Genomic DNA, 17,160 nt, shown 5'->3' with positions numbered 1-17,160 from the left:
CGCCGCCCGGCGCGCGTGTCGCGCGTCGGACCCTGATACGGCGTGCGTCGAGTGTACCGCGGTGTCAGGACTGCAAGAAGGGGTATGCAGAAGGGATAAACCTGACGAATTGTAAGGTATCGGGAGGGATCGAGAAAACCCGCGCGGTTCGTGCGACGGGCGGGCGCGGCGCTGAAAACGCCGCGGCGGCCGCGTATCGGGTGACCAGACAACATGCGTGGCATGCGCGAAATGCGTGTCGCCCGGGGCGGGGGTAGCGTGCCGAAGGCGCTGTCGAGATGGATCAGAAGATGACGGCGATCCCGGCCATGCCGACGAACTGGCCGTGCGTCGTCGAGGGCGTGAGCTGCTGCGAATCGCCGACGATCGGCATCGCGTCGATCACGTGGCCGGCCCCTTGCGCACCGAGCGTCTGCCCGCTCGAATGCGTGTACGCCTGCAGCGAATCCGGTCAACGTGAAATTGCATTCGAACGAACTTGCTCGGGGTTTTCCCGATGAGCGAGGGCAGTCAACGCACGTGGCGAGGTGCGGCAATCACGCGCGAAAGGCCCGTGCGGCGGGGCTGTGCGAGCGATCGTGTGGTCGAAAGGAGCGGGACGGGGCGTGACGATCGCGATGAAAATTTATTTCTTTTCATGACCGGGATTGTGTAAATTCATTTCCATCATTCTTTCAACAACCCTTCGCATGACGCCTCTCGTTCCGCACGATGCCAGTCACGACGAACCCGCGATCGCCGAGCGGATCGCGTCGGCGATGCCGTTGATGACGCCGATCCATCGGCGCATGGGCGAGTTCGTGCTCGCGAATCCGTTCCGCGCGGCGACGATGCGCATCGACGAACTCGCGCAGGCCGTGAATGCGTCGATCGCGACCGCGAACCGCTTCGCGAAGGCGCTCGGTTTCGACGGCTATCCGGCGATGCGCGCGGCGCTCGTGCGCGGCTTCGAGGCGACCCTCGGGCCGGTCGAGCGGCTGCGTTCCGCGCAGGAGCAGGAGCCTGGTGTACGCGGTGCCGTATGGATCGACGCGGTATTCGACCAGGCCGTCGCGAACATCGAGAACACGCGTGCGCAACTGGACGCAGCCGATGTCGAGGCCGCGGTCGAGGCGATCGTCGGCGCGCGGCGCGTGCTGATCCTCGGCGCGGGGTCGAGCGCGTTTCTCACCGGGCTGATGGAGCACGGGCTGTCCGTCTGTCACGACAATGTGCAGTCGCTCGCGCTGCTCGGCGGCCCGTCGCACGCGGCGCGGCGCTTATATACGGCCGACTCGCGCGATCTCGTGATCGCGCTCGCGTTTCCGCGCTATGTGAAGGACACGATCGAACTCGCCCGTCGCGCGGCAGCGCGCGGTGCACGCGTACTGGGTATCTCCGACGGCCCGCAATCGCCGCTCGCGCCGATCGCGTCGCTGAACCTGTACGTCAAGGCCGAACGGCGCTTCGCGGCTACGTCGGAAGCGGCTGTGCTCGCGATGATCGAGGCGCTGATCGACGCGGTCGCGCTGCGCACGCACCGGTCCGCGAAATCCGCCGCCGAGATGACCGAATTCCTGCTGCCGTGGCTCATGCAGCCGCAAGCGACGCAGCCTGCCGCCAATCCTTCTACTCACCGTCCGAAAAAAACATGACTTCACCCGCGATCGTGGCGATTCACGGCGGCGCAGGCACGATCCTGCGCGATGCGATGGATTCCGACACCGAACGTCAGTACCGTGCCGAACTGACCGCGATCCTGACGGCCGCGCAGCAGGTGCTGGCCGATGGCGGCAGCGCGCTCGACGCCGTCACCGTCGCGGTGCGGATGCTCGAGGACTGCCCGCTGTTCAACGCCGGGCGCGGCGCCGTCTATACGGCCGAAGGCAAGCACGAACTCGACGCGGCGGTCATGGATGGCGCGACGCTCGGCGCCGGTGCGATCTGCTGCGCGACGCGCGTGCGCAATCCCGTGCTCGCCGCGCGGCGCGTGATGGAGGCGAGCGAACACGTGCTGTTCGCCGGTGCGGGCGCCGATGCGTTCGCGGCCGCGCAGGGGCTCGAACTCGCGGAACCGGGCTACTTCGACACCGAGGCACGTCATGCGCAGTGGGTCAAGGCACGCGCGGCAGCCGGCGTGATGCTCGACCACGACGCGGCGACGTTCACGTTCGGCGCTTCCCAATCGCAGCAGCAGCCGGCCGAGCCGCTCGATCCGGACCGCAAGCACGGCACGGTCGGCGCAGTCGCGTGCGACCAGCACGGCCACATCGCGGCGGCGACGTCGACGGGCGGCATCACGAACAAGCAGCCGGGGCGTGTCGGCGATTCGCCGATCATCGGCGCAGGCTGCTATGCGGACGATGCGACCTGCGCGGTGTCGTCGACCGGCACGGGCGAGATGTTCATCCGGCTCGCGACCGCGCACGACGTCGCCGCGCAGATCGCGTACCGCGGCGCGTCGCTCGCCGATGCCGCGCACGACGTCGTGATGAACAAGCTGCCGCGCCTGGCGGGCCGCGGCGGGATCATCGCGGTCGATGCGCAGGGCAACGTCGCGATGCCGTTCAACACCGAAGGGATGTACCGCGGCTACGCACGCGTCGGCGAAGCGCCGGTGGTCGGCATCTATCGCGACGACGACACGGCCTGATTCCGGACCGCACGAGGAGGAGACTCACGATGACTTCGAGCCGTAACCCGTCCGGCCTGGTGCTGCCCGAGCAGCGCGTGGTGGCCGTCGACGACCTGTCGGTCACGTTCCGCCGCGAAGGCGCGACGTTCGACGCGGTGCGCAACGTGTCGTTTCACGTCGATCGCGGCGAGACGCTCGCGATCGTCGGCGAATCGGGCTCGGGCAAGTCGGTCACGTCGCTCGCGCTGATGCGGCTCGTCGAGCACGGCGGCGGCGCGATCACGAACGGCCGGATCGCGTTCCGTCGGCGCGGCGGCGCGCTCGTCGATCTTGCGCAGGCAAGCGGTGCGACGATGCGCGGCATTCGCGGTGCGGACATCGCGATGATTTTCCAGGAACCGATGACGTCGCTGAACCCGGTGTTTACCGTCGGCGACCAGATCAGCGAGGCGATCGCGCTGCATCAGTCGAAGAGCGCGTCGGAAGCGCGTGCGGAGACGCTGCGGCTGCTCGAACTCGTGCGCATTCCGGAGGCGCGCCGCGTGTTCGCGCGCTATCCGCACCAGCTGTCGGGCGGGATGCGGCAACGCGTGATGATCGCGATGGCGCTGTCGTGCCGGCCCGCGCTGCTGATCGCCGACGAGCCGACGACCGCGCTCGACGTGACGATCCAGGCGCAGATCCTGCAACTGGTGCGCGGGCTGCAGGACGAGATGAACATGGGCGTGATCTTCATCACGCACGACATGGGCGTGGTGGCCGAAGTGGCCGACCGCGTGCTCGTGATGTATCGCGGCGAGAAGGTCGAGGAGGGCGAATCGGATCGCATCTTCGCGGCGCCCGCGCATCGCTACACGCGCGCGTTGCTCGCGGCCGTGCCAAAACTCGGCTCGATGCAGGGCACCGACGCGCCCGAGAAATTCCCGCTGCTGAAGGTGGAGGGCGCAAACACGGCAGCACCGGCGCCCGCATCGGCGGCGAATGACGATGTGCAGCCGCCTGTCGATCATGCTGCGCCGCCGATCCTGCGCGTGAGCGATCTCGTGACGCGCTTCCCGGTGAAGAGCGGCGTGTTCGGCCGCGTATCGCAATACGTGCATGCGGTCGAACGCGTGAGCTTTGAATTGCGCGCGGGCGAGACGCTCGCACTGGTCGGCGAATCGGGCTGCGGCAAGTCGACCACCGGCCGCTCGCTGCTGCGCCTCGTCGAATCGCAGAGCGGCTCGATCGAGTTCGACGGCCGCGACATCAGCGCAATGAAGGGGCATGACCTGCAGGCGCTGCGCCGGAACATCCAGTTCATCTTCCAGGATCCGTTCGCATCGCTGAACCCGCGCCTGACGGTGGGCTTCTCGATCATGGAGCCGCTGCTCGTGCACGGCGTCGCGAGCGGCCGCGAAGCGCAGGCGCGCGTCGACTGGCTGCTCGACAAGGTCGGCCTGCCGCCCGAGGCCGCGCGCCGCTATCCGCATGAATTCTCGGGCGGCCAGCGCCAGCGGATCGCGATCGCGCGTGCGCTCGCGCTGAACCCGAAGGTCGTGATCGCCGACGAATCGGTGTCGGCGCTCGACGTGTCGGTGCAGGCGCAGATCGTCAACCTGATGCTCGACCTGCAGCGCGAGCTCGGCGTCGCATATCTGTTCATCTCGCACGACATGGCCGTGGTCGAGCGCATCAGCCATCGCGTCGCGGTGATGTATCTCGGCCAGATCGTCGAGATCGGCCCGCGCCGCGCGGTGTTCGAGGCGCCGCAGCACCCGTACACGAAGAAGCTGATGAGCGCGGTGCCGGTGGCCGACCCCGCGCGCCGGCACGCACCGCGTCAGCTCGCGGCGGACGAAATCCCGAGCCCGATCCGCGCGGCCGGCGACGAGCCGCTCGTCGCGCCGCTCGTCGCGGTCGGCCCCGATCACTACGTCGCGACGCACCGCGTCGGCGGCGCGTACTGAAGAACTGCATCGCCCTGGCGATGCGCGAGCTTGCAGGAAGTCGAAACCGAAACGCCCGTGAGGCGTCACCGATTCACCGATAGGAGCCCAGCAAAATGACCAAGCAGCATCCGTTCCCGATGTTTCGTCCGCGCGCGTGTTTCGCCGCGCTTGCCGGCGCGTTCGCGCTGTCGGCTGCGGCGCCCGCGTTCGCGCAGCAGACCGCGGTGATGGCGGTGGATTCGACGTTCACGACGATGGACCCGTACGACGCGAACGACACGGTGTCGCAGGCCGTCGTCAAGTCGTTCTACCAGGGGCTGTTCGGCTTCGACAAGGACATGAAGCTCGTCAACGTGCTGGCGACCAGCTACGACGCAAGCCCGGATGCGAAGGTCTACACGATCAAGCTGCGCCAGGGCGTGAAGTTCCACGACGGCACCGATTTCAACGCAGCGGCTGTAAAGGCGAACTTCGACCGCGTGACCGATCCGGCGAACCACCTGAAGCGCTACAACATGTTCCGCGTGATCGAGAAGACCGAAGTGGTCGATCCGTACACGGTGAAGATCACGCTGCGCGAGCCGTTCTCGGCGCTGATCAACACGCTCGCGCACCCGTCGGCCGTGATGATCTCGCCGGCCGCGCTGAAGAAGTGGGGCCGCGACATTGCGCTGCACCCGGTCGGTACGGGCCCGTTCGAGTTCGTCGAATGGAAGCAGACCGACGACCTGAAGGTGAAGAAGTTCGCCGGCTACTGGAAGAAGGGTTATCCGAAGATCGACGCGATCGACTGGAAGCCGGTGGTCGACAACAACACGCGTGCGGCGCTGATCAAGACGGGCGAAGCCGATTTTGCGTTCCGCATCCCGTTCGAGCAGGCGACCGACCTGAAGGGCAACCCGAAGGTCGACGTCGTGGAGCGGCCGTCGATCGTGCAGCGCTACGTGTCGCTCAACATGCAGCAGAAGCCGTTCGACAACCCGAAGGTGCGCCAGGCGCTGAACTACGCGGTGAACAAGGAAGCGCTCGCGAAGGTCGCGTTCGCCGGCTTCGCGACGCCGTCCACCGGCGTCGTGCCGCAGGGCGTCGATTACGCGACGAAGCTGGGCCCGTGGCCGTACGACCCGGCGAAGGCGCGCGCGCTGCTGAAGGAGGCCGGTTATCCGAATGGCTTCGAGACGACGCTGTGGTCCGCCTATAACAACTCGACGTCGCAGAAGGCGATCCAGTTCGTGCAGCAGCAGCTCGCGCAGGTCGGCGTGAAGGTGCAGGTGCAGGCGCTGGAAGCCGGCGAGCGCGTCGCGAAGGTCGAGAGCGCGCCGGATCCGGCGAAGGCGCCGGTGCGGATGTACTACATCGGCTGGTCGTCGTCGACCGGCGAGGCGAACTGGGCGATCACGCCGCTGCTCGCCGGCGCATCGGCGCCGCCGAAGCTCCTGAATACCGCGTACTACAAGAACGACACGGTCGACGGCGATCTCTCGAAGGCGCTGGAGACGGTCGACCGCGCGAAGAAGACCGAGCTCTACACCGATGCGCAGAAGCAGATCTGGACCGATGCGCCGTGGATCTTCCTCGTGCAGGAGAAGATCGTGTATGCGCGCAGCAAGCGGCTTCAGGGCGCGTACGTGATGCCGGACGGCTCGTTCAACTTCGACGAAATCTCGCTGAAATGACAGTGGTGATGACGGCGGTTCGCCCGCCACGCGGTGCCGGCGGCGCAAGCCGCCGGCACGCTGATTCGATCGGTGCCCCATGCTGAATTTTCTCGTCAAACGCCTGTTCGGCCTGCTGCCCACGCTCGCGATCGTCGCGGTGCTGGTGTTCCTGTTCGTCCACCTGCTGCCGGGCGACCCGGCGCGGCTCGCGGCCGGGCCCGAAGCCGACGATGCGACGGTCGCGCTGGTGCGCACCGATCTCGGCCTCGACCAGCCGCTGCCCGCGCAGTTCGTGAACTTCTTCGTGAAGATCTCGCACGGCGATTTCGGCCTGTCGACGCGCAGCAAGCGGCCGGTATCGACCGAGATCGGCGAGCGCTTCATGCCGACGCTGATGCTGACGCTCGTCAGCATGGTGTGGGCGACGGCCTTCGGCATGGCGATCGGCATCGCGTCGGCGGTGTGGCGCAACCGCTGGCCGGACCGCCTCGGCATGACGATTGCGGTGTCGGGCATCTCGTTTCCCGCGTTCGCGCTCGGCATGCTGCTGATGGAAATTTTCTCGGTGAAGCTCGGCTGGCTGCCGGTCGTGCCGGACGGTTCGTGGCGGAGCTACGTGCTGCCGTCGCTGACGCTCGGCGCGGCGGTGGCGGCCGTGATGGCGCGCTTCACGCGCGCATCGTTCGTCGAGGTGCTGAACGAGGATTTCGTGCGCACCGCGCGCGCGAAAGGCGTGCACGAGCCGATGGTGGTGCTCAAGCACTGCCTGCGCAACGCAATGATCCCGGTCGTCACGATGATGGGGCTGCAGTTCGGCTTCCTGCTCGGCGGCTCGATCGTCGTCGAGGTCGTGTTCAACTGGCCGGGCCTCGGGCGCCTGCTCGTCGATGCCGTGACGATGCGCGACTACCCTGTGATCCAGGCGATCGTGTTGCTGTTTTCGCTCGAATTCATCCTGATCAACCTGACCGTCGACGTGTTGTACGCGGTCATCAACCCGACCATCCGGTTCAAGTGAGGCGCCCATGAACGCGACTGTCCAGCCCGCGGCGCCGGCCGCACCGACCGCGATCCGCACGCCGTGGCGCGAATTCTGGCGCAAGTTCCGCAAGCAGACCGTCGCGCTCGTCGCGGGCGGCTTCGTGCTGGCGCTCGTCGTGCTGGCGTTCGTCGGCCCGCACATCGTGCCGTTCGATCCGGAGAACTATTTCGACTACGACGCGCTGAACGCGGGGCCGTCGGCCGTGCACTGGTTCGGCGTCGATTCGCTCGGCCGCGACATCTTCAGCCGGATCATCACGGGCACGCGCATCTCGCTCGCGGCCGGCTTTTTCTCGGTCGCGCTCGGCGCGGTGATCGGCACGTTCTTCGGGCTGCTCGCCGGCTACTACGAAGGCTGGTGGGACCGCATCACGATGCGCGTGGCCGACGTGCTGTTCGCGTTCCCGGGCATCCTGCTCGCGATCGGCGTGGTCGCGATCCTCGGCAACGGGATGGTCAACGTGATCTGCGCGGTCGCGATCTTCAGCATCCCGGCGTTCGCACGGCTCGTGCGCGGCAACACGCTGATGCTCAAGCACATGACCTATGTCGAGGCCGCACGCAGCATCGGCGCGTCGGACTGGACGATCATCATGCGGCACATCCTGCCGGGCACCGTGTCGTCGGTCGTCGTCTACTTCACGATGCGGATCGGCACGTCGATCATCACGGCCGCGAGCCTGTCGTTCCTCGGGCTCGGTGCGCAGCCGCCGACACCGGAGTGGGGCGCGATGCTGAACGAGGCGCGCGCGGACATGGTGACGGCGCCGCACATCGCGATCTTCCCGAGCCTCGCGATCTTCCTGACCGTGCTTGCGTTCAACCTGCTCGGCGACGGGCTGCGCGACGCGCTCGATCCGAAGCTGGAGCGCCGTTGATGGGCAGCGCACCGATGTGGACGGCGACGCTGCCGGCCGGGCCGCGCGGCACGATCGCCGACGTGCCGGGCGTGACGGTCGGCCATTGCACGCTCGATGCCGGCAGCGTGCAGACGGGCGTGACCGTCGTGAAGCCGCATCCGGGCGACGTGTACCGCAGCAAGGTGCCGGCGGGCGCCGCCGTGATCAACGGCTTCGGCAAGAGCGTCGGGCTCGTGCAGGTTGACGAGCTCGGCACGCTCGATACGCCGATCGCGCTGACCAATACGTTCGGCGTCGGCGCGCTCGCGCAGGCGCAGATTCGCGCGGCGATCGCGGCGAATCCGCCAATCGGCCGCGACTGGTCGACCGTCAACCCGCTCGTGTTCGAGTGCAACGACGGCTATCTGAACGATATCCAGGCGTTCGCGGTCACGGCCGCGCATTACGACGACGCATGCCGCGCGGCGTCGCGTGACGTCGCGCGCGGCGCGGTGGGGGCCGGGCGCGGGATGTCGTGCTTCGACCTGAAGGGCGGGATCGGTTCGGCATCGCGCGTTGCCGTCGCGGCCGGCCGGCCCTATACGGTCGGTGCACTCGTGCTCGCGAATTTCGGCCGGCTGCCGATGCTGACGCTCGGCGGCGTGCCGCTCGGGCGCATCGTCGCGCAACGGCGTGCGGCCGAGGCCGCACACGCGGCGCCACCCGAACAGGGCTCGATCATCCTGTTGCTGGCCACCGATGCGCCGCTCGACGCGCGGCAACTGTCGCGGCTCGCGCGCCGCGCGGGCGCGGGGCTGGCCCGCACGGGCTCGGTCTACGGGCACGGCAGCGGCGACATCGCGCTCGCATTCTCCACCGCATACACGATCGCGCACGACGCATCGACTGTCGCGCTGCCGGCCCTCGTCGCCGATGCGGCGCTCGATCCGCTGTTCATGGCCGCGGCCGAAAGCGTCGAGCACGCCATCGCCGATGCATTGCTGCAGGCCGTGACGGTGGCCGGGCGCGACGGCCACGTGCGGCAATCGCTGCGCGATGCGGTGCCCGATCTCGATCGCCTGTTCAACGAAGGCCCCGAAGGACTTCTTACCCAGTCATGAAAATCCTGATTTCGACCGACATCGAAGGCGTCGCCGGCGTGTTCGCCACCGAGCAGACGCGCGCCGGCAATCCGGAATACGAGCGCGCGCGGCGCTGGATGACCGCCGAGGCGAATGCGGCGATCGAAGGCGCGTTCATGGGCGGCGCGCAGGCCGTGTGGGTCAACGATTCGCACGGCGGGTTCCGCAACCTGCTGCCCGACGGGCTCGATGCGCGTGCGCGTGTCGTGCTCGGCAAGCCGCGCACGCTCGGGATGATGGCGGGCCTCGAGCAACAGCCCGATCTCGTGTTCATGATCGGCTATCACGCGAAATCGCAGACGCGCGGCATCCTCGCGCACACGATCAACGGTTTCGCGTTCACGCAGGTGTGGCTGAACGGCGTCGAGCTCGGCGAAGCCGGGCTGTACGGCGCGCTGGCACGTGAATATGGCGCGCACGTCGCGCTGGCCACGGGCGACGACGTGTTCGCGGAGGAAACGCAGCCGCTGTTTCCGGATGCGCATTTCGAGACGGTCAAGACGGCCGGCGGCGCATCGAGCGGCGATACGCTCACGCCCGCCGCGTCGTGTGCACGGATCGCCTCCGCCGCACGCGAAGCGGTCGCGCGGGCACTGTCGGCAGGTGTGCACGCGGGCGTCCATCGGCCCGTGCCGGCCGCTTGCACGCTGCGCGTGCAGACGGCGGCGCTGGCCGACCTGTTCTGCGTGCTGCCGTCGCTGGAGCGCGTCGATGCGGTCACGCTGCGCTTCGACGGGCCTTCGGTCGAGCATGTGGTGCGCACGTTGAACAGCCTGTCCGCGATGTCGTTCATGTTGCGGTGATGTGTGCCGCAGCGATGTCGCAGGCGTGCGACCGGTCAATGCGCGGCGGCAGGGCTCGTTGTCACGGCAAGCAGGAACGTTTCCATTGCCGCGACCAGCGCGAGCGGCGTCTCGTTCATCGGATAGTGGCCCGCATTGCGCAACACGTCGACGGTGGCGAGCGGATAGCGCCGCAGGTAAGTGCGGGCCATCAACGCTGCGTCGAACGCCGGATCGTGCTCGCCGATCAGCACTTTCACCGGATGGATGCCGGCGATCTCGTCGCCGAAATCCGTATCGGCCCACGCGCGGAAGTACGCGCCGAACGCCGTCGGCGACGAACGGGCTGCCGAATACGCGGCTTTCCATGCGACCCAGGCGGCGGGCAGCCGGCCGCCGGTGCTGCGATCGATGATGGTCCGGCGATCGGCGACGTGGTCGGCGGCGCGCTCGAATAACGCGCGTTTCTCTGCGTCGAACGGCAGGCCGCCGCAAGGCACGGGCGTGACCGGCACGAGCGCGCGCACCCGGTCGGGCTTCATGGCGGCGACTTTCTCGGCCGCCATCGCGCCCATCGAGTGGCCGACGACGCTGAAGGTCGCGAAACCGAGCGTATCGGCAAGCGCGAGCGCGTCGGCGGCGATCTCGTCGATCGTGTAGTCGCCCGCTGCGTCGCGCATGCGGCCGTAACCTCGGTAATCCATGAATACATAGCTGAAATGCTCACGCGACAGCCACGCTTCGACGGGTTCGAACGCGTGGGCGTCGCCGAACCAGCCGGGCAGTACAAGAACAGGGTGGGGGCCGTCCCCCACACGATGAAACGTATTCGGCATGTCCGCTCCGATGCAGTGGTAATCCGGCCGATCAGGCCGACGGGTCTTGCGGCCGTGAGGTCACGCAAGGGTGGAGCGGATCGTAATTCGCGCGAAGGAGACCCGCCTTTGATATCGGGTCATTGATGATGGAATTCGGGCCGTGAGAAATACGCTGCTAGATCCCTACGAACACATTCCGCGAAGCGTGGTCGTGACCGCGAACGACTACGCGGCGGGCACGACGTTTCCGGAGCACGCGCACGGGCGCGGGCAATTCGCGTTCGCGTCGCGCGGCACGATCAGCGTGTCGACGCCGCACGGGCGCTGGCTGGTGCCGCCGCAGCGCGCGTGCTGGGTGCCGGCCGGCGTGCGGCACGAAATGACGATGACCGGGCCGGTCACGATGCTCAACACGTTCGTGTCCGGCGACGCCGCGCTCGAGGCGGGCCTGCCCGAGCAGTGCGGCGTCTATGGCGTATCGGCGCTGCTGCGGCAACTGATCGACGACGCGATCGACCTGCCGGCCCTGTACGACATGGACGGGCGCGCGGGCAAGCTGATGGCGCTGCTGGTCGCGGAAATCGCGACGATGCCGCGCCTGTCGCTGCATGCGCCGCTGCCGGCCGATGCAAGGCTCGCGAAGGTGTGCCGGCACCTGCTCGCGTCGCCGTCGATCGCGGCCGATCTCGACCAGGTGGCCGCTGACGCCGGCGTGAGCCGGCGCACGTTCACGCGGCAGTTTCGCGCGCAGACGGGCGTGAGTTTTGCCGCATGGCGCCAGCAGGTGTGCATGCTCGCGGCGATCGCCCGCCTGAGCAACGGGCAACCGGTCACGCGCGTCGCGCTCGATCTCGGGTACGCGAGCGCTAGCGCGTTCACGTCGGCGTTTCGCCGCATTCTGGGCGATACGCCGAGCCGCTATCTGGAGATTCGGCGCTGACCGGAACGAATCCGCGCGCGCCACGCCGGTGCGCCGGTTACCGCCAAAAAAATACGCGCCTGCCAAGTTCGGTCAGACGCGTTTAAAGGCACCCGGTCAGAAAAAAATGCGCGCACAGCCTGCCGGGCGGTGTCGCGCATTACATGCGTAATTATTGCCGATGCTGATTTAATCCCGTTGGTGCGTTGCGGATAACGAAGGATACGCCGCATAACGCGCAAACGATATCCCGTCCGACCGACGATTGATGTGCAGTCGCAGCATGCGTTTCAATCGCGCGTTCGATACAGGGGCCGGAAGCGGCTGATATCGGATGTCTGTACCCGTGGCCCGGCGCGATGCGCCGCAGCATCGAATGATGGCGACTGACCACGAAAAACGCCGCTTGGCGCGATGCCTGTCGGTATCGCGCCACACGGCGATGCGGTAGCGGGCGAAGCCGGCGTGTGCCGACACGCGCGTCACACGTCGAAGAACACCGTTTCGTCCGGCCCCTGCATGCGGATGTCGAAGCGGTAGACGACCGGGCGGCCCGGCTGCGCGTCGCGTTTCGCGACGAGCGTCGTGCGGCGCTCGGCCGGCACCGCGTTCAGCACCGGGTCGGCTGCGTTCGCGGCCGCTTCGTCGTCGAAATACACGCGCGTGAACGCATGGGTGAGGATCCCGCGCATCATCACGGTCACGTTGATGTGCGGCGCTTCGCCGGCGGCGATGCGGCCGGGCTTCACCGTCTCGACGACGAAGCGCTGCTGCGCATCGGTGCCGGTGCCGACCCGCGCGAAGCCCGTGAAGCCGGATTTCGCGATGTCGTCGCGCGACGCGGGGTAGCGGCCCGCGCCGTCCACCTGCGTGAATTCGAGCACCGCGTCGCCGACGACGTTGCCGTCGCCGTCGAACACCTGGCCGACCAGCAGCACGTGCTCGCCTTCGGCGTGTGCCGCGGCGATCGTCGGCGTGAACAGGCTCTTCAGGTCGTAGTCGTATTGCTGCGGGCACAGGCCGTACGCGAAGTACGGGCCGACCGTCTGCGAAGGGGTTTGCTTCAGCGTCGTCATGGTTCAGCGCTCCATCGGGGTAGCGTCGCGGCCGCGCAGCACGATGTCGAATTCGTAGCCGAGCGCATAGCCTTCTTCGGTGATGTCCATCGAGAAGCGCGAGATCAGGCGATCGCGCGCGGCCTCGGGCGTGCCCTGGAAGATCGGGTCGTACGCGAGCAGCGGGTCGCCGGGGAAGTACATCTGCGTGACGAGACGCGAGCCGAAGTAATCGCCGAACAGCGAGAAGTGGATGTGATTCGGGCGCCACGCGTTCGGATGGTTGCCCCACGGATACGCGCCGGGCTTGATCGTCAGGAAGCGGTAGCGGCCTTCGTCATCGGTCAGGCAGCGGCCCGCGCCGAGGAAGTTCGGGTCGAGCGGCGCGTCGTGCTGGTCGACCTTGTGCACGTAACGGCCGGCCGCGTTCGCCTGCCACACCTCGACGAGCGTGTTGCGCACGGGCTTGCCGCCTTCGTCGAGCACGCGGCCCGTGACGACCATGCGCTCGCCGAGCGGCTCGCCGTTCTTCACGGCATTCTTCGTCAGGTCATGGTCGAGCGCACCGAGATCTTCCGCGCCGTAGACGGGCGCGTACTGGTCGCGGAGCTTCTCCTTCAGCGGGATGAGCGGGCGGGTCGGGCCGCGCTTCACGGACGAACGGTACTCGGGGTGGACATAGGCCGGATGCGACGGCCAGTCGCGCGGCGTGAGGATCGTGGGGGAATCCATCGGGCGTCTCCTGATAGGTATTTCGCGTAGGGGATGGCAGGACTTTAGCCAATCCGGAAAGTTATGCAAAATGACCTTTTTTCGCGAATCGCATAACCGTTTGTTATGTTCGACGCACCAATGAAAATTCCGCCGGACAGGATGCCTGTCCGGCGGAAAAAGCGATCGGGCTTCGCGTCGTCGGTGACGACCCCGTGCACGGCCCTCCAGCCAGCCCGTCGCTGCTTTTTGTGTTTTCGTTCTTGTTGTTATCCGGTCTCCCTGAGCGCGCCCGTTATGACTGACGGCCGGGATCGAACACGATCCCGTCGAATTCGAGTGACAGCGTGCCGCTGCGCAGCAGCGCGGCCGGCGTCGCGTCCCGGTCGGCACCGAGCACGCCGCTCACGTAGTCCGCGCAGAACCCGCGTCGTGTCCGCAGGTTGAAGCGGTTGCCGAGCAGCGCGTCGATCCGCTGTTCCGCCGTTGCATGCACCCGGCGCTGCGCATCGGCGGTCGGTGCGGCGACGCGGCGCGCCAGTGCGATGCGCCCGGCATCGGTGCGGGCGACGAAGCGCGACAGCGGCGTGAGCTTCGTCCAAGCAAACGCGGATTCGGCGATCAAGGGCTCGTCGCCCGACGTATCGACGACGATGCCGAAGCGATTGGCCCACGCGCCCGTCGTGCCTGCCGCGTCGCGCGGTGCACTGGCCGGCACGCGGATGAACACGAGATCCCCGACGTGCGCACTGGCGGCCAGCGTGCGGATCGTGGCGAGCGGCATCGTGCGATCCGTGTCGCGTGCATCGCGCGGGGCGGTGTGGTGCGATTCGTAGGCGGCGATTTCGGTTCGGGTGGTCATTTCAGCTCCGTCGTTCAGTGACAGCACGGAGCGGATTATGCAGACAAGTATCCGAAAGTGTTCATCTGCGTGCACAGGTAGCCTAATATCTGACCTTGAGCATCATTTTTCGATACCAATATGACCGAAACCGCCCAACTCATCGAAATGCTGAAGCGCCAGTTGAAGGCGCAGGGCATGACCTACCGCGACGTCGCGCGGGCGCTCGACGTCTCCGAGACGAGCGTGAAGCGGCTGTTCGCCAGCGGCCGCTTTACGCTGGAGCGTGTCGTGGAGATCGCGCAGCTCCTCGGCTTTACGCTGGCCGAGCTCGTGCAGGAGGCTTCCGCGTCGGCGCCGAGGCTGCGCGTGCTGACCGAGCAGCAGGAGGCGCTGCTCGTGTCGGACGACAAACTGCTGCTCGTTGCTGTCTGCGCAATCAACTACTGGACCGTGCAGGACATCGTGTCGGCCTATCAGGTGACGCAAGCCGAGTGCGTGAAATACCTGCTGATGCTCGACCGGATGAACGTCGTCGCGCTGTTGCCGGGCGACCGGATTCGCGTGCGTGTCGCGCGCGATTTCGACTGGCTGCCCGGCGGGCCGATCCGCCGTTATTTCCATGCGCACGCGCTCGGCGATTTTCTCGACAGCCGCTTCGACGGGGAGGGCGAGACGATGACGTTCTCGCAGGGGATGCTGACGGCGGCCGCCTCCGCGGAGCTCGAGCTGGAATTGCGTCGGCTGCGCAGCAAGGCGGCCGCGCTGCATGCGGAATCGTCGTCCGCCCCGCTCGCACAGAAGCACGGGACGAGCTTGCTGATCGCGAAGCGCATGTGGGAGCCGGCCGGTTTCCAGGCACTGCGGCGTCGCGCGTGACGCATCGTCGAATGCTTGGGGCTATCCGGAAAGTTATGCAAAATGGCATTTCATCGTCAATCGCATAACCACCCGTTATGAATAACCGTATCGCCGACGGCCGCGTCAAGTTCCGGCACCTGCAGTGCTTTCTCGCGGTCGCGCAGCTGGGCGGCGTGCAGAAGGCGGCGGAGAGCCTGTCGATCACGCAGCCGGCCGTCTCGAAGACGATCGCCGAACTGGAGGCGATCCTCGGCGTGAAGCTGTTCGAGCGCGGCCGGCAGGGCGCGCAGCCGACCCGCGAGGCGCAACTGTTCATGCCGCACGCCAATGCTTGCGTGCTGGCGCTGCGGCAGGGTGTCGGGCTGCTTGCGCGTGAGGGCGGCGCCGCCGCGGCGACACTGGAAATCGGCATGCTGCCGACCGTCGCGGCATCGCTCGCGCCCGCGTTGATGAAGGCGCTCGCCGAGCGCTGGCCGCGCATCGTCGTGCGGATCGCGACGGCCGCGAACGCGGATCTGCTCGAGCGCCTGAAGTCCGGCGCGATCGAGTGCGCAATCGGGCGGCTGTCGGAGCCGGAGCGGATGATCGGGCTCGCGTTCGAGCAGTTGTATAACGAGCCGCTCGTCGCCGTCGTGCGTGCCGGGCATCCGCTGCTTTCAAGCGCGGCGCCGGCCGCCGAGCTCGCGCGCTATCCGGTCGTGCTGCCGCCGTTCGGCACGCTGATCCGCCAGTCGGCCGAGCAGTTGCTCGGCGCCTGCGGCGTGCCGCCGCTGGACTCGTTCATCGAGGTGCTGTCGGTATCGGTCGCGCGGGCGCTGACGCTCGAGAACGATGCGGTCTGGTTCGTGCCGCTCTATGCGGCCGAATACGACCTGTCGGCCGGGGCGCTGGCACGCCTGCCGCTGCCGTCGGCAGGTACCGACGAGCCGGTCGGGCTCGTGCTGCGCACCGATGCACAGCCGTCGCCGGTCGCGCGGACGCTGATCGATGCGGTGCGCGACATCGCGCGATCGCGCTTCGGCGACACGCGCATGAGCCGGACGTCACGCGCGGCGCGCAAGCCGGCTCGTCGCGACAATTGACCCGGCGGATCGCGCGGCAAGCGCGGCCCGACCCATCCCCGGCTGCCGGATTGGCCATCCGGCCAGTAGCGGCCCCACGGGTGCTTGGCATATCGTATCGTTTTTGGTACGATGGGTGTCAAGACGATGACGAGACAGCAGATCCAGGTCACGCTCGGCGTGCGGTTCTTCCAGACGGCCCGTGGCAACGAGCCGGTGCGCGAATGGCTGAAGTCGCTTGGGCAGGCGGAGCGAAGGGTGATCGGCGAGGAGATCAAGACCGTTCAACTCGGTTGGCCGCTCGGCATGCCGCTGGTCCGGAAGATGGCACAGGATCTGTGGGAGATCCGCGTGATGCTGCCGGGGCGGAGCGCCCGTGTGCTGTTTACGGTCGTCGGCGGCACCATGGTCCTGCTGCACGGTTTCTGCAAGCAGTCGCGGGCCACGCCGTCGGACGATCTCGATGTCACCGTCGCGCGTCTCAAAGCGTTGATGCGTGCCATCTGAATTTCCCGGTTGCGCCGGAACGCACCGTCCTCGACGGTCAGGCAGCCGGCAACGCCATGCAATGGAGTACCTCATGACGACCACGAACAATCCGCATATCGGCAGCGATTTCGATACCTTCCTCGAGGAGGACGGCAATCTCGAAGCGGCCACCGCCACCGCGATCAAGCGCGTGATCGCCTGGCAGATCGGGCAGGAAATGAAGGCGCAGCACATCACGAAAACCGCGATGGCCGCGCGGATGAAAACCAGCCGCGCCGCGCTCAACCGTCTGCTCGACGAAACCGACACGAGCCTCACGCTGGCGACGCTCGCAAGCGCTGCCGCCGCGCTCGGCAAACGGCTCAGCTTCGAGCTGGTGCCCGCCTGACGAGCATGAA

Annotated in this window: 17 protein-coding genes and 1 pseudogene; 13 read left to right on the top strand and 5 right to left on the bottom strand. The window is 67.3% G+C overall.

Going from position 1 to position 17,160, the window contains the following annotated elements; all coding sequences use genetic code 11:
* Window positions 1-283 precede the first annotated feature (283 nt).
* Window positions 284-445 (bottom strand): annotated as a pseudogene (locus HAV18_RS40245) (porin); the annotation flags it as partial.
* Window positions 446-689: 244 nt separating this feature from the next.
* Between HAV18_RS40245 and HAV18_RS04435 the strand changes: the two are divergent.
* The 8 genes from HAV18_RS04435 to HAV18_RS04400 all read left to right on the top strand — a co-directional run bounded on the left by HAV18_RS04435 (window position 690) and on the right by HAV18_RS04400 (window position 10,028).
* The gene (locus HAV18_RS04435) at window positions 690-1,634 is read left to right on the top strand and encodes a MurR/RpiR family transcriptional regulator (protein WP_166953199.1); all 945 of its coding nucleotides are present in this window, start codon (window positions 690-692) and stop codon (window positions 1,632-1,634) included.
* Window positions 1,631-2,632 carry an isoaspartyl peptidase/L-asparaginase family protein gene (locus tag HAV18_RS04430; RefSeq protein WP_166953197.1) on the top strand — a complete coding sequence of 334 codons (1,002 nt, stop codon included), beginning with the start codon at window positions 1,631-1,633 and terminating at the stop codon, window positions 2,630-2,632. Before HAV18_RS04435 ends, HAV18_RS04430 begins: the two co-directional genes overlap by 4 nt.
* Before the next feature lie 29 nt (window positions 2,633-2,661).
* A complete protein-coding gene (locus HAV18_RS04425; protein WP_166953195.1) occupies window positions 2,662-4,563 on the top strand; it encodes a dipeptide ABC transporter ATP-binding protein in 1,902 nt (633 codons plus the stop codon).
* A gap of 95 nt (window positions 4,564-4,658) precedes the next feature.
* Window positions 4,659-6,221, top strand: a complete 1,563-nt coding sequence (gene gsiB / locus HAV18_RS04420) for a glutathione ABC transporter substrate-binding protein GsiB (RefSeq protein WP_166953193.1) — start codon at window positions 4,659-4,661, stop codon at window positions 6,219-6,221.
* 79 nt (window positions 6,222-6,300) lie between these two features.
* On the top strand, window positions 6,301-7,221 hold the full coding sequence (gene gsiC, locus HAV18_RS04415; RefSeq protein ID WP_166953191.1) for a glutathione ABC transporter permease GsiC: 921 nt from the start codon (window positions 6,301-6,303) through the stop codon (window positions 7,219-7,221).
* Window positions 7,222-7,228: 7 nt separating this feature from the next.
* The gene (gene gsiD, locus HAV18_RS04410; protein ID WP_166953189.1) at window positions 7,229-8,122 is read left to right on the top strand and encodes a glutathione ABC transporter permease GsiD; all 894 of its coding nucleotides are present in this window, start codon (window positions 7,229-7,231) and stop codon (window positions 8,120-8,122) included.
* Entirely contained in the window at window positions 8,122-9,204 is a 1,083-nt protein-coding gene (locus HAV18_RS04405; RefSeq protein ID WP_166953187.1) for a P1 family peptidase, read from the top strand. Before gsiD ends, HAV18_RS04405 begins: the two co-directional genes overlap by 1 nt.
* Entirely contained in the window at window positions 9,201-10,028 is an 828-nt protein-coding gene (locus HAV18_RS04400; protein WP_166953185.1) for a M55 family metallopeptidase, read from the top strand. Before HAV18_RS04405 ends, HAV18_RS04400 begins: the two co-directional genes overlap by 4 nt.
* Before the next feature lie 35 nt (window positions 10,029-10,063).
* On the opposite strand, the gene HAV18_RS04395 is transcribed toward HAV18_RS04400, so the two are convergent.
* Window positions 10,064-10,843, bottom strand: coding sequence for an alpha/beta fold hydrolase (locus tag HAV18_RS04395; protein ID WP_166953183.1), 780 nt, complete (start codon window positions 10,841-10,843; stop codon window positions 10,064-10,066).
* Between the two features lie 142 nt (window positions 10,844-10,985).
* Between HAV18_RS04395 and HAV18_RS04390 the strand changes: the two genes are divergently transcribed.
* The gene (locus HAV18_RS04390) at window positions 10,986-11,765 is read left to right on the top strand and encodes a helix-turn-helix domain-containing protein (RefSeq protein WP_166953181.1); all 780 of its coding nucleotides are present in this window, start codon (window positions 10,986-10,988) and stop codon (window positions 11,763-11,765) included.
* A gap of 461 nt (window positions 11,766-12,226) precedes the next feature.
* On the opposite strand, the gene pcaG is transcribed toward HAV18_RS04390, so the two are convergent.
* From pcaG to HAV18_RS04375, 3 genes are all read right to left on the bottom strand, one after another.
* A complete protein-coding gene (gene pcaG, locus HAV18_RS04385; protein WP_166953179.1) occupies window positions 12,227-12,820 on the bottom strand; it encodes a protocatechuate 3,4-dioxygenase subunit alpha in 594 nt (197 codons plus the stop codon).
* A gap of 3 nt (window positions 12,821-12,823) precedes the next feature.
* Entirely contained in the window at window positions 12,824-13,531 is a 708-nt protein-coding gene (gene pcaH / locus HAV18_RS04380; protein ID WP_006489685.1) for a protocatechuate 3,4-dioxygenase subunit beta, read from the bottom strand.
* Window positions 13,532-13,805: 274 nt separating this feature from the next.
* Window positions 13,806-14,372, bottom strand: a complete 567-nt coding sequence (locus tag HAV18_RS04375) for a YiiX/YebB-like N1pC/P60 family cysteine hydrolase (RefSeq protein WP_166953177.1) — start codon at window positions 14,370-14,372, stop codon at window positions 13,806-13,808.
* A 120-nt stretch (window positions 14,373-14,492) separates the two neighbouring features.
* On the opposite strand from HAV18_RS04375, the gene HAV18_RS04370 reads away from it, so the two are divergent.
* The 4 genes from HAV18_RS04370 (at window position 14,493) to HAV18_RS04355 (ending at window position 17,150) form a co-directional block, all read left to right on the top strand.
* Window positions 14,493-15,230, top strand: coding sequence for a helix-turn-helix domain-containing protein (locus HAV18_RS04370; RefSeq protein ID WP_166953175.1), 738 nt, complete (start codon window positions 14,493-14,495; stop codon window positions 15,228-15,230).
* Window positions 15,231-15,307: 77 nt separating this feature from the next.
* On the top strand, window positions 15,308-16,294 hold the full coding sequence (pcaQ, locus tag HAV18_RS04365) for a pca operon transcription factor PcaQ (protein WP_166953173.1): 987 nt from the start codon (window positions 15,308-15,310) through the stop codon (window positions 16,292-16,294).
* A 126-nt stretch (window positions 16,295-16,420) separates the two neighbouring features.
* On the top strand, window positions 16,421-16,780 hold the full coding sequence (locus tag HAV18_RS04360; protein WP_166953170.1) for a type II toxin-antitoxin system RelE/ParE family toxin: 360 nt from the start codon (window positions 16,421-16,423) through the stop codon (window positions 16,778-16,780).
* 73 nt (window positions 16,781-16,853) lie between these two features.
* Window positions 16,854-17,150, top strand: coding sequence for an XRE family transcriptional regulator (locus HAV18_RS04355; RefSeq protein ID WP_011355454.1), 297 nt, complete (start codon window positions 16,854-16,856; stop codon window positions 17,148-17,150).
* Window positions 17,151-17,160 lie beyond the last annotated feature (10 nt).

Origin of the sequence: Burkholderia sp. D-99 (assembly GCF_011605345.1) — a bacterium.
Lineage (GTDB): Bacteria > Pseudomonadota > Gammaproteobacteria > Burkholderiales > Burkholderiaceae > Burkholderia.
The sequence above is the reverse complement of the archived record's forward strand: the minus strand, read 5'-3'. Positions and strand labels throughout refer to the sequence as shown.

Bases quoted from the DNA above. Each gene is read 5' to 3' on its own strand.
- gsiB (WP_166953193.1), top strand. From the start codon at position 4,659: ATGACCAAGCAGCATCCGTTCCCGATGTTTCGTCCGCGCGCGTGTTTC.
- HAV18_RS04375 (WP_166953177.1), bottom strand. From the start codon at position 14,372: ATGACCACCCGAACCGAAATCGCCGCCTACGAATCGCACCACACCGCC.
- HAV18_RS04405 (WP_166953187.1), top strand. From the start codon at position 8,122: ATGGGCAGCGCACCGATGTGGACGGCGACGCTGCCGGCCGGGCCGCGC.
- pcaH (WP_006489685.1), bottom strand. From the start codon at position 13,531: ATGGATTCCCCCACGATCCTCACGCCGCGCGACTGGCCGTCGCATCCG.
- pcaG (WP_166953179.1), bottom strand. From the start codon at position 12,820: ATGACGACGCTGAAGCAAACCCCTTCGCAGACGGTCGGCCCGTACTTC.
- pcaQ (WP_166953173.1), top strand. From the start codon at position 15,308: ATGAATAACCGTATCGCCGACGGCCGCGTCAAGTTCCGGCACCTGCAG.
- HAV18_RS04435 (WP_166953199.1), top strand. From the start codon at position 690: ATGACGCCTCTCGTTCCGCACGATGCCAGTCACGACGAACCCGCGATC.
- HAV18_RS04360 (WP_166953170.1), top strand. From the start codon at position 16,421: ATGACGAGACAGCAGATCCAGGTCACGCTCGGCGTGCGGTTCTTCCAG.
- HAV18_RS04395 (WP_166953183.1), bottom strand. From the start codon at position 10,843: ATGCCGAATACGTTTCATCGTGTGGGGGACGGCCCCCACCCTGTTCTT.
- HAV18_RS04400 (WP_166953185.1), top strand. From the start codon at position 9,201: ATGAAAATCCTGATTTCGACCGACATCGAAGGCGTCGCCGGCGTGTTC.
- HAV18_RS04425 (WP_166953195.1), top strand. From the start codon at position 2,662: ATGACTTCGAGCCGTAACCCGTCCGGCCTGGTGCTGCCCGAGCAGCGC.
- HAV18_RS04370 (WP_166953175.1), top strand. From the start codon at position 14,493: ATGACCGAAACCGCCCAACTCATCGAAATGCTGAAGCGCCAGTTGAAG.
- HAV18_RS04430 (WP_166953197.1), top strand. From the start codon at position 1,631: ATGACTTCACCCGCGATCGTGGCGATTCACGGCGGCGCAGGCACGATC.
- HAV18_RS04355 (WP_011355454.1), top strand. From the start codon at position 16,854: ATGACGACCACGAACAATCCGCATATCGGCAGCGATTTCGATACCTTC.
- gsiC (WP_166953191.1), top strand. From the start codon at position 6,301: ATGCTGAATTTTCTCGTCAAACGCCTGTTCGGCCTGCTGCCCACGCTC.
- gsiD (WP_166953189.1), top strand. From the start codon at position 7,229: ATGAACGCGACTGTCCAGCCCGCGGCGCCGGCCGCACCGACCGCGATC.